General features: G+C 54.3%; 13 protein-coding genes. 7 read left to right on the plus strand and 6 right to left on the minus strand.

The window, feature by feature from the left end; all coding sequences use genetic code 11:
• Positions 1-54: 54 nt before the first annotated feature.
• From lldP to trmL, 4 genes are all read left to right on the plus strand, one after another.
• Positions 55-1,710, plus strand: coding sequence for an L-lactate permease (gene lldP, locus ACH0VJ_RS13165; RefSeq protein ID WP_001055309.1), 1,656 nt, complete (start codon positions 55-57; stop codon positions 1,708-1,710).
• On the plus strand, positions 1,707-2,483 hold the full coding sequence (gene lldR, locus ACH0VJ_RS13170) for a transcriptional regulator LldR (protein WP_000636696.1): 777 nt from the start codon (positions 1,707-1,709) through the stop codon (positions 2,481-2,483). Before lldP ends, lldR begins: the two co-directional genes overlap by 4 nt.
• Positions 2,480-3,670, plus strand: a complete 1,191-nt coding sequence (gene lldD / locus ACH0VJ_RS13175) for an FMN-dependent L-lactate dehydrogenase LldD (protein ID WP_000586991.1) — start codon at positions 2,480-2,482, stop codon at positions 3,668-3,670. The genes lldR and lldD overlap by 4 nt, the downstream gene beginning before the upstream one ends.
• Positions 3,671-3,734: 64 nt before the next feature.
• Positions 3,735-4,208, plus strand: a complete 474-nt coding sequence (gene trmL / locus ACH0VJ_RS13180) for a tRNA (uridine(34)/cytosine(34)/5-carboxymethylaminomethyluridine(34)-2'-O)-methyltransferase TrmL (protein ID WP_000932335.1) — start codon at positions 3,735-3,737, stop codon at positions 4,206-4,208.
• A gap of 66 nt (positions 4,209-4,274) precedes the next feature.
• Here the strand turns inward: trmL and ACH0VJ_RS13185 are convergent, their stop codons facing one another.
• Positions 4,275-5,279 (minus strand): LacI family DNA-binding transcriptional regulator, encoded by a 1,005-nt coding sequence (locus ACH0VJ_RS13185; RefSeq protein WP_001537635.1) that lies wholly within the window; start codon positions 5,277-5,279, stop codon positions 4,275-4,277.
• Between the two features lie 318 nt (positions 5,280-5,597).
• On the opposite strand from ACH0VJ_RS13185, the gene ACH0VJ_RS13190 reads away from it, so the two are divergent.
• Both ACH0VJ_RS13190 and ACH0VJ_RS13195 read left to right on the plus strand, forming a co-directional pair.
• Positions 5,598-6,794 carry an L-talarate/galactarate dehydratase gene (locus tag ACH0VJ_RS13190; protein WP_001218249.1) on the plus strand — a complete coding sequence of 399 codons (1,197 nt, stop codon included), beginning with the start codon at positions 5,598-5,600 and terminating at the stop codon, positions 6,792-6,794.
• A 73-nt stretch (positions 6,795-6,867) separates the two neighbouring features.
• The gene (locus ACH0VJ_RS13195) at positions 6,868-8,178 is read left to right on the plus strand and encodes an MFS transporter (RefSeq protein ID WP_001092104.1); all 1,311 of its coding nucleotides are present in this window, start codon (positions 6,868-6,870) and stop codon (positions 8,176-8,178) included.
• Positions 8,179-8,260: 82 nt separating this feature from the next.
• On the opposite strand, the gene cysE is transcribed toward ACH0VJ_RS13195, so the two are convergent.
• The 5 genes from cysE to ACH0VJ_RS13220 all read right to left on the minus strand — a co-directional run bounded on the left by cysE (position 8,261) and on the right by ACH0VJ_RS13220 (position 11,458).
• Positions 8,261-9,082 carry a serine O-acetyltransferase gene (cysE, locus tag ACH0VJ_RS13200; protein ID WP_001112114.1) on the minus strand — a complete coding sequence of 274 codons (822 nt, stop codon included), beginning with the start codon at positions 9,080-9,082 and terminating at the stop codon, positions 8,261-8,263.
• Between the two features lie 77 nt (positions 9,083-9,159).
• Complete coding sequence (gpsA, locus tag ACH0VJ_RS13205) at positions 9,160-10,179, minus strand: NAD(P)H-dependent glycerol-3-phosphate dehydrogenase (protein WP_001076596.1); 1,020 nt, start codon at positions 10,177-10,179, stop codon at positions 9,160-9,162.
• Entirely contained in the window at positions 10,179-10,646 is a 468-nt protein-coding gene (secB, locus tag ACH0VJ_RS13210; protein ID WP_000003370.1) for a protein-export chaperone SecB, read from the minus strand. The genes gpsA and secB overlap by 1 nt, the downstream gene beginning before the upstream one ends.
• Positions 10,647-10,689: 43 nt before the next feature.
• Positions 10,690-10,941 (minus strand): glutaredoxin 3, encoded by a 252-nt coding sequence (gene grxC, locus ACH0VJ_RS13215; protein ID WP_001273795.1) that lies wholly within the window; start codon positions 10,939-10,941, stop codon positions 10,690-10,692.
• A gap of 85 nt (positions 10,942-11,026) precedes the next feature.
• Entirely contained in the window at positions 11,027-11,458 is a 432-nt protein-coding gene (locus ACH0VJ_RS13220; protein ID WP_001156179.1) for a rhodanese-like domain-containing protein, read from the minus strand.
• 247 nt (positions 11,459-11,705) lie between these two features.
• Here ACH0VJ_RS13220 and gpmM point away from each other — a divergent pair, with 247 nt between their 5' ends.
• Positions 11,706-13,250 (plus strand): 2,3-bisphosphoglycerate-independent phosphoglycerate mutase, encoded by a 1,545-nt coding sequence (gpmM, locus tag ACH0VJ_RS13225; RefSeq protein WP_000116576.1) that lies wholly within the window; start codon positions 11,706-11,708, stop codon positions 13,248-13,250.
• Positions 13,251-13,267 lie beyond the last annotated feature (17 nt).

The following is a 13,267-nucleotide window of genomic DNA, read 5'->3' on the forward strand; positions in this document are numbered from 1 at the left end:
ACGAGATGAGCAAAGATTCATCCCATTATGCGTGTGGTTCTCAGGAGACCTGCAATGAACCTCTGGCAACAAAACTATGACCCGGCGGGTAATATCTGGCTTTCCAGCCTGATCGCATCGCTCCCAATCCTGTTCTTCTTTTTCGCCCTGATTAAACTCAAGCTGAAAGGCTATGTTGCCGCTTCGTGGACGGTGGTTATCGCGCTCGCCGTCGCGCTGCTGTTCTATAAAATGCCGGTCGATCACGCGCTGGCATCGGTCGTGTATGGCTTCTTCTACGGGCTATGGCCGATAGCCTGGATAATCATCGCCGCGGTCTTCGTCTATAAAATTTCGGTCAAGACCGGGCAGTTTGACATTATTCGCTCATCAATTCTGTCGATTACCCCCGACCAACGTCTGCAAATGCTGATTGTCGGCTTCTGCTTCGGCGCGTTCCTTGAAGGCGCGGCGGGTTTCGGCGCGCCGGTGGCGATAACCGCCGCGCTGCTGGTGGGTCTGGGCTTTAATCCGCTGTATGCGGCAGGGCTGTGCCTGATTGTAAACACCGCGCCAGTCGCCTTTGGCGCGATGGGGATCCCGATTCTGGTTGCCGGACAGGTCACGGGCCTGGACAGCTTTGAAATCGGTCAGATGGTCGGTCGTCAGTTGCCGTTCCTGACCATTATCGTCCTGTTCTGGATTATGGCGATTATGGACGGCTGGCGCGGCGTGAAAGAAACCTGGCCTGCGGTGATGGTCTCTGGCGGTTCGTTTGCTATCGCCCAGTATCTCAGCTCCAACTTTATCGGGCCGGAACTGCCGGACATTATCTCTTCGCTGGTGTCTCTGGTGTGTCTGACGCTGTTCCTCAAACGCTGGCAGCCGGTACGCATCTTCCGCTTCGGCGATATGGGCGCGTCGCAGGTCGATCAGACGCTGGCCCGCACCCGCTATACGACAGGGCAAATTGTTCGCGCCTGGTCGCCGTTTCTGTTCCTGACCGCCACGGTCACTCTCTGGAGCGTACCGCCGTTTAAAGCGTTGTTTGCCCCCGGCGGCGCGCTGTATGACTGGGTAATTAACGTTCCGGTACCGTATCTCGATAAACTGGTCGCCCGTATGCCGCCGGTCGTACACGAAGCAACCGCTTACGCGGCGGTGTATAAATTTGACTGGTTCTCCGCCACCGGCACTGCAATCCTGTTTGCCGCGCTGTTGTCTATCGTCTGGCTGAAAATGAAACCCTCAGCCGCAATCCAGACCTTTGGCAGCACGCTGAAAGAGCTGGCGTTGCCGATTTACTCCATCGGCATGGTGCTGGCGTTCGCGTTTATCTCGAACTATTCCGGGCTTTCCTCCACGCTGGCGTTAGCGCTGGCGCACACCGGCAGCGCCTTCACGTTCTTCTCGCCGTTCCTCGGCTGGCTGGGTGTCTTCCTGACCGGGTCCGACACCTCATCTAACGCGCTGTTTGCCTCTCTACAGGCTACCGCGGCGCAGCAAATCGGCGTCTCTGATGTGCTGATGGTGGCGGCGAACACCACTGGAGGCGTAACCGGGAAGATGATCTCGCCGCAGTCTATCGCCATCGCCTGCGCGGCGGTGGGACTGGTAGGGAAAGAGTCCGATCTGTTCCGTTTTACCGTCAAACACAGCCTGATCTTCACCTGTATGGTGGGCGTGATCACTACGCTTCAGGCCTATGTTTTAACCTGGATGATTCCGTGATTGTGATGCCAAAACGCCTGTCAGACGAGATTGCCTCTCGCGTGCGGGCGCTGATTGAAGAACAAAACCTGGAAGCGGGCATGAAATTGCCCGCCGAGCGCCAGTTGGCTCTACAGCTTGGCGTATCACGCAACTCTTTACGCGAAGCGCTGGCGAAGCTGGTCAGCGAAGGCGTGCTGGTGAGTCGTCGCGGCGGCGGGACATTTGTCCGCTGGCAGCACGAAACCTGGTCTGAACAGAATATCGTGCAACCGCTGAAAATGCTGATGGCGAACGATCCGGACTACAGTTTCGACATTCTGGAAGCCCGCCACGCCATTGAAGCCAGTACAGCCTGGCACGCCGCCATGCGTGCCACCGCTGCCGACAAAGAGAAAATCAGACTCTGCTTTGATGCGACGCTCAGCGAAGACCCGGATCTCGCCTCCCAGGCCGACGTGCGCTTTCATCTGGCGATCGCGGAAGCCTCGCACAATGTGGTGCTGTTGCAAACGATGCGCGGTTTCTTCGACGTCCTGCAATCCTCCGTCAAACAGAGTCGCCAGCGTATGTATCTCGTTCCGCCCGTATTCTCAAAGCTGACGGAACAACACCAGGCAGTGATGGACGCCATTCTGGACGGTAACGCCGAGGGCGCGCGTAAAGCGATGATGGCGCACCTCAGTTTTGTCCACACTACGATTAAACGATTTGATGAAGACCAGGCCCGCCAGGCGCGTATTACCCGCCTGCCCGGCGACCATAATGAGATGACCAGGGAGAATAAATCATGATTATTTCAGCAGCCAGCGATTATCGCGCCGCAGCTCAGCGCACGTTGCCTCCTTTCCTCTTCCACTACATCGACGGCGGCGCGTATGCGGAATATACCCTGCGCCGAAATGTGGAAGACCTGTCGCAAGTCGCTCTGCGCCAGCGCGTGCTGAAAAATATGTCCGATTTAAGCCTGGAAACGACCCTGTTTAACGAAACGTTGTCGATGCCGGTGGCATTAGCGCCGGTAGGTCTGTGCGGCATGTACGCCCGTCGCGGCGAAGTACAGGCCGCCGCCGCCGCAGACGCAAAGGGCATTCCGTTCACCCTTTCCACCGTCTCCGTCTGTCCGATTGAAGAAGTTGCACCAACCATTAAGCGCCCGATGTGGTTCCAGCTTTATGTACTGCGTGACCGGGGCTTTATGCGCAACGCGCTTGAACGAGCGAAAGCGGCGGGCTGCTCCACGTTGGTCTTTACCGTGGATATGCCGACGCCGGGTGCGCGCTACCGTGACGCCCACTCCGGGATGAGCGGTCCAAACGCGGCCATGCGCCGTTACTGGCAGGCGGTGATGCACCCTAAATGGGCGTGGGATGTCGGCCTGAACGGTCGCCCGCATGATTTAGGCAATATTTCCGCCTATCTGGGTAAACCGACCGGCCTTGAGGACTATATCGGCTGGCTGGCAAATAACTTCGATCCGTCCATCTCCTGGAAAGATCTGGAGTGGATACGCGAATTCTGGGACGGCCCAATGGTGATCAAAGGGATCCTCGATCCAGAAGATGCCCGCGATGCGGTACGTTTCGGCGCTGACGGTATCGTGGTGTCGAATCACGGCGGCCGCCAGCTCGATGGCGTGCTCTCTTCCGCCCGCGCCCTGCCCGCCATTGCCGATGCGGTGAAAGGCGATATCGCCATTCTGGCAGATAGCGGGATTCGTAACGGGCTGGATGTCGTGCGTATGATTGCGTTGGGGGCCGATACCGTACTGCTGGGTCGGGCCTATCTCTACGCGCTGGCGACGGCAGGAAAAGCGGGGGTCGCCAACCTGCTGGACCTGATCGAAAAAGAGATGAAAGTCGCCATGACCCTGACCGGCGCGAAATCCATTAGCGAAATCAGTGGCGATTCACTGGTGCAGGAACTGGGGAGAAGTTTGCCCGCTGCGCTGGCGCCAATGAGCAAAGGCGATGCCGCCTGAACGCCTGGCGCGTGAGAGCCCGGTAAATTTCTGCTATTCTGCCCCCCGCATTTAAGGGGGCATCATGCTTAACATCGTACTCTTCGAACCAGAAATCCCGCCGAATACCGGCAACATCATTCGTCTTTGCGCCAATACCGGCTTTCGTCTGCACATCATCGAACCGATGGGGTTTACCTGGGATGATAAGCGCTTACGCCGCGCAGGGCTGGACTATCACGAATTCGCCGCGGTTCAGCGCCATCACGATTATGCCGCCTTTGTCGCCGCCGAAAACCCGCAGCGCCTGTTTGCGTTGACGACAAAGGGCACGCCCGCCCATAGCGCCGTAAGCTATCAGGATGGCGATTATTTGATGTTTGGCCCGGAAACGCGCGGCCTGCCCGCCAGCATTCTCGATGCGTTGCCTAAAGAGCAGAAGATTCGCATTCCGATGATGCCGGATAGCCGTAGCATGAACCTGTCGAATGCGGTGTCGGTGGTGGTGTATGAAGCGTGGCGCCAGTTAGGATATCCCGGCGCGGTATTGCGGTCGTAATATATTCAATGCCGGATGGCGCTAACGCCTGATCCGGCCTGGCTGATCCCGATGGCATGTTCCCGTTTATGCGGACTCTCGCTCAATCAAATGAAAGCCAATATCCACAATAGCTTCTGCGCACGGTTTCTGTTCAATACGATCGGCCAACAGCGTAGCGGCGCGCTGGCCAATGGCGCGTCTGTCAACGCTTACGGTAGTAATTGACGGTCGATTGCTGGCGGCAAAATCAAGATCGCCAAAACCAATAACCGCTAAATCATGCGGGATGCGCAAACCACGGCTTTCCGCCTCCATCATCGCCCCCTGTGCCAGGGTATCAGAACTGCAAACAATGACATCAAACGTCCCTTCGTCAAAAAGCTGGCTTAAACCGCTGCGCCCCAGCGAAAGCGATGCCGGAAGGGGGACATCTACCTGCGGTACGGCATGAATAGCGTGGCGTTGAAGAACACTACATAACCCCTGCTTACGTTGCGCGGCTCGGCGATCGGCAGTCCACAACAAGCCGGGACGACGATAGCCCTTACTCAGAAGATACTCCCCCGTCGCCTGCCCGACTTTTTCATGGGAAAAACCGACCAGCATATCAAGCGGCGTGGGCGTTAAGTCCCAAATTTCCACCACCGGAATAGCCGCGTTCAGGATGACCTTTTTCAGTTCTATCGTGTGATGGATCCCGGTAAGCACCACGCCATCGGGGCGGCGGGAAAGCAGTGTCGCCACCAATTCCGCTTCCGTTTGTTCGGTATATCCCGCCACGCACAGCAATATGTGATATCCGCGTCGGGCCAGTTCATCGCTCAGCGACTGGATGGTATCGACAAACATGTTGTTGTTAATTTGCGGCACGACGACAGCGATTAATTTACTCCGTCGCGACGCCAGACCACCGGCTAACGCGTTGGGTATGTAGCCTGTGACGCGAACCGCCTGCATGACTTTCTCAACCGTTTTGGGGCGAACCAGTTGTGGCGAATTCAATGCCCGGCTGACTGTCATCGGAGACAGCCCGGCGCTACGTGCTACATCTTCCAGCGTCGGCGCACGAGGTGATTTGGTTCTTTTCACGTCTGATGCCCCTGCAAAGATTGGCTGATTTATCCGCGCATTATTCATCATGCCTGCGGCTATTGCCAGCTTCGCATCAGGAAAGGCCGTAAATACAGTAGCTTATCAAGCTCAGTCATTACAAAATGATAGCGCCATCATTTTGTATTATGCATTTCCCCAGATATTTTTGGATCGTGATCCATTTTGCAATAAATCCTGCTTTTTATACGACATATGTGATCAAATGTTCAAATCAACATCAACTTTCTGGATCCTGCGTTCGCTTAATAATAAAAATGTTAGCGCAATCATTTTGTGATTATCAGGAGAAAAAAAATGGCTTTAAGCGCGAATTCCGACGCCGTAACGTATGCAAAAGCGGCGAATACCAGAACCGCGGCAGAAACCGGCGATCGTATCGAATGGGTGAAGCTATCACTGGCGTTTCTACCGCTGGCGACGCCAGTGAGTGACGCGAAGGTACTGACCGGGCGCCAGAAACCTTTGACCGAAGTGGCAATCATCATTGCCGAAATCCGCAGTCGCGACGGCTTTGAGGGCGTTGGTTTTAGCTACTCCAAACGTGCTGGCGGCCAGGGTATTTATGCTCACGCCAAAGAGATAGCCGATAATCTACTGGGCGAAGATCCCAATGATATCGACAAAATATACACCAAGCTGCTGTGGGCCGGAGCCTCGGTGGGGCGTAGCGGGATGGCGGTACAGGCTATCTCCCCTATCGATATCGCCTTATGGGATATGAAGGCTAAACGTGCCGGTCTGCCACTGGCAAAACTGTTGGGCGCGCACCGCGACTCCGTTCAGTGTTACAACACCTCAGGGGGGTTCTTGCATACACCGCTCGATCAAGTGCTGAAAAATGTGGTGATTTCCCGCGAAAATGGCATTGGCGGTATTAAGTTGAAAGTCGGACAACCCAACTGCGCTGAGGATATTCGCCGCTTAACCGCAGTACGTGAAGCGCTTGGGGATGAGTTCCCGTTAATGGTTGACGCTAACCAGCAGTGGGATCGCGAAACGGCTATCCGCATGGGGCGTAAAATGGAACAGTTCAATCTTATCTGGATTGAAGAACCATTAGATGCTTACGACATCGAAGGCCACGCCCAGCTTGCTGCCGCGCTGGATACGCCTATCGCCACCGGGGAAATGCTGACCAGTTTCCGGGAACACGAGCAGTTGATTCTGGGCAATGCCAGCGATTTCGTTCAGCCAGATGCGCCGCGTGTCGGCGGTATCTCTCCTTTCCTGAAGATTATGGATCTGGCGGCGAAACACGGGCGTAAGCTGGCGCCGCACTTTGCGATGGAAGTACACCTGCACCTTTCCGCAGCGTATCCCCTGGAGCCGTGGCTGGAACATTTCGAGTGGCTGAACCCATTATTCAACGAGCAACTTGAGCTGCGCGATGGCCGCATGTGGATTTCCGATCGTCATGGTCTGGGTTTTACGCTCAGTGAACAAGCGCGCCGCTGGACACAATTAACATGTGAATTTGGCAAACGCCCTTAACCCGACTGGCGGGAATCCGTCCCGCCTCTCTTACCTTACAGGATGCATTCTGCCCTTATCTGAGGAGTAGATAATGAACACAATAATAAAGCGCACAAAAGTGCGTCATACCATTCTTATATTTTTATTTCTTGCTACCGTATTTAATTATGCGGATCGCGCAACTCTATCCGTAGTTGCCCCAATAATGAGTAAAGAATTAGGTTTTGATCCGGAAGCGATGGGCCTGGCCTTCTCCTCATTTGGTATCGCCTATGTCATTATGCAACTACCCGGTGGTTGGCTATTAGACCGCTACGGTTCACGACTGGTTTACGGTTGCGCATTGATTGGCTGGTCGTTAGTAACCATGTTTCAGGGAACGATCTATCTGTATGGCAGCCCATTAATTGTACTGGTTATTCTACGTCTGCTGATGGGCGCGATTGAAGCGCCTGCCTTTCCGGCGAACAGTCGTTTAAGCGTACAATGGTTTCCCAATAATGAACGAGGTTTCGTTACTTCAGTTTATCAGGCTGCGCAATATATCTCGCTGGGCATTATCACCCCGCTAATGACGATCATTCTGCATAATTTAAGCTGGCATTTTGTCTTCTATTATATTGGCGCTATTGGCGTGATGCTCGGTATATTCTGGTTAATGAAAGTCAAAGATCCGATGCACCATCCAAAAGTTAATCAAGCGGAAATTGACTATATTCGTAGCGGTGGTGGCGAGCCCTCTCTGGGCTGTAAAAAGGAGCCGCAGAAAATAACGTTCGCGCAGATTAAAACCGTCTGTGTTAACCGGATGATGATCGGTGTTTATATCGGGCAATTCTGCGTCACCTCTATCACCTGGTTCTTCCTGACCTGGTTCCCGACCTATCTGTACCAGGCGAAAGGCATGTCGATTCTGAAAGTCGGTTTTGTGGCCAGTATTCCAGCCATTGCCGGTTTTATTGGCGGCCTGCTCGGCGGCGTGTTCTCCGACTGGCTGCTCAAACGCGGCTATAGCCTTACCGTCGCGCGGAAGCTGCCTGTTATCTGCGGTATGTTGCTCTCTTGCGTAATAGTGATCGCCAACTACACCTCTTCAGAATTTGTGGTCATTGCGGCGATGAGTCTGGCCTTTTTTGCCAAAGGGTTTGGTAACCTGGGCTGGTGCGTACTCAGCGACACCTCGCCGAAGGAAGTTCTGGGTATTGCCGGCGGCGTATTTAACATGTGCGGCAATATGGCAAGCATCGTTACGCCGCTGGTCATCGGCGTGATTCTTGCCAATACTCAGTCGTTCGACTTTGCCATTTTATACGTTGGCTCGATGGGACTTATTGGTCTCATTTCATATCTGTTTATCGTCGGCCCGCTGGATCGCATCACGCTGACATCATCCGCAGCCTGATTGTCCACATTGCGAATTCTTCGCTCCGCTGTTCCGGGATTGCACTCCATCGGAACAGCGTTTTTTAGTTGTACCGCGCAATTCAGATACCGTCGCCATACTCAAACGTATGGTGTAGCCCGTTGAAATGCTGGTCCATATCCATCGACGGCTTATCGCTGCCCGGCTTGCCGACAATACGCGCCGGAACGCCTGCGGCGGTAGTGTGCGGCGGGACAGGCTGTAAAACGACGGAACCTGCGCCAATTTTCGCGCCGCGCCCCACCTCGATATTGCCGAGAATTTTCGCGCCCGCGCCAATCATCACGCCTTCGCGGATTTTAGGATGGCGATCGCCGCTCGTTTTCCCGGTACCGCCCAGGGTGACGGATTGCAGGATCGACACATCATCCTCAATAACCGCCGTCTCCCCCACCACAATACCGGTGGCATGGTCGAGCATAATCCCACGGCCAATTTTCGCTGCCGGGTGAATATCCACCTGAAACGAGACCGAAACCTGATTTTGCAGGAAGATAGCCAGCGCGCGGCGACCTTTATTCCACAACCAGTGACCAATGCGGTAGGCCTGTAGCGCATGAAAGCCTTTCAGATATAACAGCGGCGTGGAGTATTTATCCACCGCCGGATCGCGAGTGCGCACGGCCTGAATATCGCAGGCTGCCGACGCGATCATTTCCGGGTCGGCGGCATAGGCTTCTTCAACTACTTCACGGATAGCGATAGCGGGCATGATGGGCGAAGCCAGTTTATTTGCCAGCATATAGCTCAGCGCACTGCCCAGATTTTCATGCTTGAGTAGCGTGGCGTGATAAAAACTGGCCAACATAGGCTCACAGTCAGCTAAAGCGCGGGCTTCAGCTTTAATATTCTTCCAGACGATTTCCAGTTCTTCACACGGCATGGCTTACTCCAGACGGGCAGAAAACGACCAACCCGTTCTGTGCGGGTTGGGTCGTTTATGCAAACAGTTCCTTACGGCTAGTGGCGACTCAGCTCTTCCTTGCGGGCGCGACCTAATAACGTTAATGCTGCCTCGCGCGCGTTTTTTCCGCAATACAATACTTGATAAATTTCCTCGGTTATTGGCATTTCAACACCAAAACGGTGCGCCAATTCACGAACTTCTTTCGTATTGCGATAGCCTTCGACCACCTGGCCAATCTTATCCTGCGCGCCTTTAACGTCCATGCCCTGGCCAAGCATCATGCCAAAACGACGGTTGCGCGACTGGTTGTCGGTACAGGTCAGCACCAGATCGCCTAAACCCGCCATCCCCATAAAGGTGGCGGGATCGGCGCCAAGCGCTGCGCCAAGCCGCGACATTTCGGTCAGTCCACGCGTGATTAGCGCCGTGCGGGCGTTCGCGCCGAAGCCGATGCCGTCAGACATCCCCGCGCCAATCGCAATCACGTTTTTCACCGCGCCGCCAAGCTGCACGCCGATAAAATCCGCATTGATATAGACGCGAAAACTTTTTCCGCAGTGCAACAGTTGCTGGAGATCGTCGGCAAAGGTCTCATCGGTTGAGGCCAGCGAGATTGCCGTCGGCAAACCCGCCGCCAGCTCTTTAGCGAACGTCGGACCGGAAATCACCGCCAGCGGGATTTGATCGCCTAACGCCTCGCGAGCGACATCCTGCAACAGGCGCCCCGTTTCCGCTTCCAGCCCTTTGGTCGCCCATACCAGACGCGCATCCGGACGCATCAGCGGTTTAATCTGCCGCAGCACGTCGCTGAAAACATGGCTTGGCACCACCACCAGAATGTTACGACTGGCCGCCAGCGCGGTTGCTAAGTCGCTTTCCAGGTGTAACGTATCGGGAAAAGGCACATCGGGAAGGAACGCGACGTTGCAGCGATCGTGCTCCAGGGTCGCGATATGTTTTGGGTCGTGGCCCCACAGGACAACCTGGTGGCCGTTTCTCGCCAGAGTGATGGCAAGAGCGGTGCCGTACGAGCCGGCACCGATGACTGTCATTGACGCATTACTTTGGTTCATCAGGCATCCTGATGTTCTTCAGTACCTTCGCCAGCCTGCTGCTGCAAATAGTTCATGAACAGCGCATCAAAGTTGACCGGCGCAAGGTTCAGTTGCGGGAACGTACCGCGTGAAACCAGGCTGGTGATGCACTCGCGAGCATACGGGAACAGAATGTTCGGGCAGTATGCACCCAGGCAATGCGCCATCTGAGTACCTTCAATACCGCTGATGGAGAAAATACCGGCCTGCTGAACTTCGCACAGGAACGCGGTTTCTTCCCCCAGGGAAGCCGTTACGGTAACACGCAGCACAACTTCATAAACGTCATCCGCCAGTTGGGAAGATGCCGTATCAAGATCCAGTTTAACCTCTGGCTGCCAATCTTTCTGGAAAACATGCGGTGCGTTTGGCGCTTCGAAAGAAACATCCTTGGTATAGATACGTTGGATCTGGAAAGCCATTTCAGTGTTATTTTGTTCTGACATGTGTAAAACCCTTTAGTGTTGTCCTTAAATACTTGAGTACGCCTTAACGCAACAGCGGATCCAGTCCACCACGCGCATCCAGCGCATACAAGTCGTCACAACCGCCAATGTGCTGTGCATCAATAAAAATTTGCGGAACCGTCGTTCGGCCACTACGTTTGATCATCTCTTCACGCTTCACGGCGTCGCCGTCAATCGCAATTTCCTGGAAACTCACGCCCTTGCTGTTTAACAGCGCCTTTGCACGATGGCAAAACGGGCAGGTTGCTTTGGTGTAGATTTCAATATTGGCCATGACTTCGCTCCTGTTTTTTACCCGATGGATTTCATGTCGACGCAAAGGCAAGTCATTCCCCTTGCGCCATGAAAACGACGGGTAATCACTTACCGCGCACCAGAGGCAGATTCTCGCCGCTCCAGCCTGCTACGCCTTCTTTCAACACAAAGACCTTTTCAAAGCCGGCTTTTGTCAGCGCGTTAGCGGATTCCTGGCACTGCATACCAGAACCGTCGACCACGATAATCGGCTTGTCTTTGTGCTTTTCCAGTTCGCCAACATTGTTGGCTTTGATTTCGCTCGGCAGCAAATTGGTCGCGCCAGCGATATGGCCTTTACGGAAATCGTCACGTTGACGTAAATCCACAACAACGGCGTCCTCTTTGTTGATAAGGCGCGTGGCTTCGCCGCGTGTAATCACCTTAACTTTTGAAGTCAGACCTTTGAACGTGGTAAATAAAACCGCCACCAGTAACGCAATCCAGGCGATACTCAGTATGGGATGACGGCCAACAAATTGCATAATTTCTTGCATGGGGGGTAACAACTCCCGACGTAGTGATTAAAAAACCAGGAAAGGAGTATACCTGTGCAGTGGCGCAAATACAGCCAGAGCGTGCACTGGAATGCATTTTTGCGGGGCGCTACGAAAAAAAATCACGCTATTACTTGCCTTCTCACGCCAGCGCGATCCCTTTCTTTGATCTTCTGAGGCTATTTTATCGATTCAGCTGTAGTAAAATTACGCAATTATTTTGTCTATTGAGTATGAGGTTGTCGCAATGTCGGTTTCTAAAAAACCTATGGTACTGGTGATTCTGGATGGCTACGGCTACCGTGAAGAACAGCAGGATAACGCTATCTTAAACGCCAAAACCCCGGTGATGGATGCTCTGTGGGCAAAACGTCCGCATACCCTGATCGACGCATCCGGTCTGGAAGTGGGTCTGCCTGACCGCCAGATGGGCAACTCCGAAGTGGGCCACGTTAACCTGGGCGCAGGCCGCATCGTTTATCAGGACCTGACGCGTCTGGACGTTGAAATTAAAGAACGTACTTTCTTTGCTAACCCAGTCCTGACCAATGCGGTAGACCAGGCGAAAAACGCCGGTAAAGCGGTTCATATTATGGGTCTGCTGTCCGCGGGCGGCGTCCACAGCCACGAAGATCACATTATGGCGATGGTGGAACTGGCCGCAGAACGCGGCGCAGAAAAAATCTATCTGCACGCCTTCCTCGACGGTCGCGACACGCCGCCGCGCAGCGCTGAAGCCTCGCTGAAAAAATTCGAAGACAAATTCGCCGCGCTGGGCAAAGGCCGCGTGGCGTCTATCGTCGGTCGTTACTACGCTATGGACCGCGACAACCGTTGGGATCGCGTGGAAAAAGCGTATGATCTGATGACCCTGGCGCAGGGCGAATTCCAGGCAGATACCGCTGTGGCTGGCCTGCAGGCCGCTTACGCTCGTGATGAAAACGATGAGTTTGTCAAAGCGACCGTTATCCGCGCCGAGGGCCAGGCTGATGCGGCGATGGAAGACGGCGACACGCTGATTTTCATGAACTTCCGCGCTGACCGCGCGCGCGAAATTACCCGCGCTTTCGTTAATGCTGATTTCGACGGCTTTGCGCGTAAGAAAGTGGTTAATCTGAACTTCGTGATGCTGACCGAATACGCCGCCGACATCAAAACTGCCGTTGCCTACCCACCAGCGTCGCTGGCGAATACCTTTGGCGAATGGATGGCGAAAAACGACAAAACTCAGCTGCGTATTTCCGAAACGGAAAAATATGCGCACGTAACCTTTTTCTTTAACGGCGGCGTAGAAGAACCGTTTGCTGGCGAAGAGCGCATTCTGATCAACTCCCCGAAAGTGGCCACTTATGACCTGCAACCGGAAATGAGCTCTGCAGAATTGACTGAAAAATTGGTCGCGGCGATCGAAAGCGGTAAGTACGACACCATCATTTGTAACTATCCAAACGGCGATATGGTCGGTCATACCGGCGTGATGGAAGCCGCCATCAAAGCGGTGGAAGCGTTGGATAACTGCATTGAACAGGTAACAAAAGCGGTTGAGTCCGTTGGTGGACAACTGTTGATTACCGCGGACCACGGCAACGCGGAGCAGATGCGCGATCCGGCGACCGGTCAGGCGCATACCGCCCACACCAACCTGCCGGTGCCGCTGATTTATGTCGGCGAGAAAAACGTGAAGGCGGTCGAAGGCGGCAAACTTTCAGACATTGCGCCTACCATGCTGTCGCTGATGGGGATGGAAATCCCGCAAGAGATGACTGGTAAGCCGCTGTTCATCGTGGAATAATCCCTCCCCATGAGGGG

It is taken from the genome of Salmonella sp. 2020_1459, assembly GCF_043847915.1.
Classification (GTDB): Bacteria; Pseudomonadota; Gammaproteobacteria; order Enterobacterales; family Enterobacteriaceae; genus Salmonella; species Salmonella enterica.

What these genes read in the sequence shown, in the direction of transcription:
- gpmM (WP_000116576.1), top strand. Translation starts at nt 11,706, where the DNA reads ATGTCGGTTTCTAAAAAACCTATGGTACTGGTGATTCTGGATGGCTAC.
- ACH0VJ_RS13220 (WP_001156179.1), bottom strand. Translation starts at nt 11,458, where the DNA reads ATGCAAGAAATTATGCAATTTGTTGGCCGTCATCCCATACTGAGTATC.
- cysE (WP_001112114.1), bottom strand. Translation starts at nt 9,082, where the DNA reads ATGCCGTGTGAAGAACTGGAAATCGTCTGGAAGAATATTAAAGCTGAA.
- ACH0VJ_RS13190 (WP_001218249.1), top strand. Translation starts at nt 5,598, where the DNA reads ATGGCTTTAAGCGCGAATTCCGACGCCGTAACGTATGCAAAAGCGGCG.
- grxC (WP_001273795.1), bottom strand. Translation starts at nt 10,941, where the DNA reads ATGGCCAATATTGAAATCTACACCAAAGCAACCTGCCCGTTTTGCCAT.
- lldP (WP_001055309.1), top strand. Translation starts at nt 55, where the DNA reads ATGAACCTCTGGCAACAAAACTATGACCCGGCGGGTAATATCTGGCTT.
- lldD (WP_000586991.1), top strand. Translation starts at nt 2,480, where the DNA reads ATGATTATTTCAGCAGCCAGCGATTATCGCGCCGCAGCTCAGCGCACG.
- trmL (WP_000932335.1), top strand. Translation starts at nt 3,735, where the DNA reads ATGCTTAACATCGTACTCTTCGAACCAGAAATCCCGCCGAATACCGGC.
- secB (WP_000003370.1), bottom strand. Translation starts at nt 10,646, where the DNA reads ATGTCAGAACAAAATAACACTGAAATGGCTTTCCAGATCCAACGTATC.
- ACH0VJ_RS13195 (WP_001092104.1), top strand. Translation starts at nt 6,868, where the DNA reads ATGAACACAATAATAAAGCGCACAAAAGTGCGTCATACCATTCTTATA.
- gpsA (WP_001076596.1), bottom strand. Translation starts at nt 10,179, where the DNA reads ATGAACCAAAGTAATGCGTCAATGACAGTCATCGGTGCCGGCTCGTAC.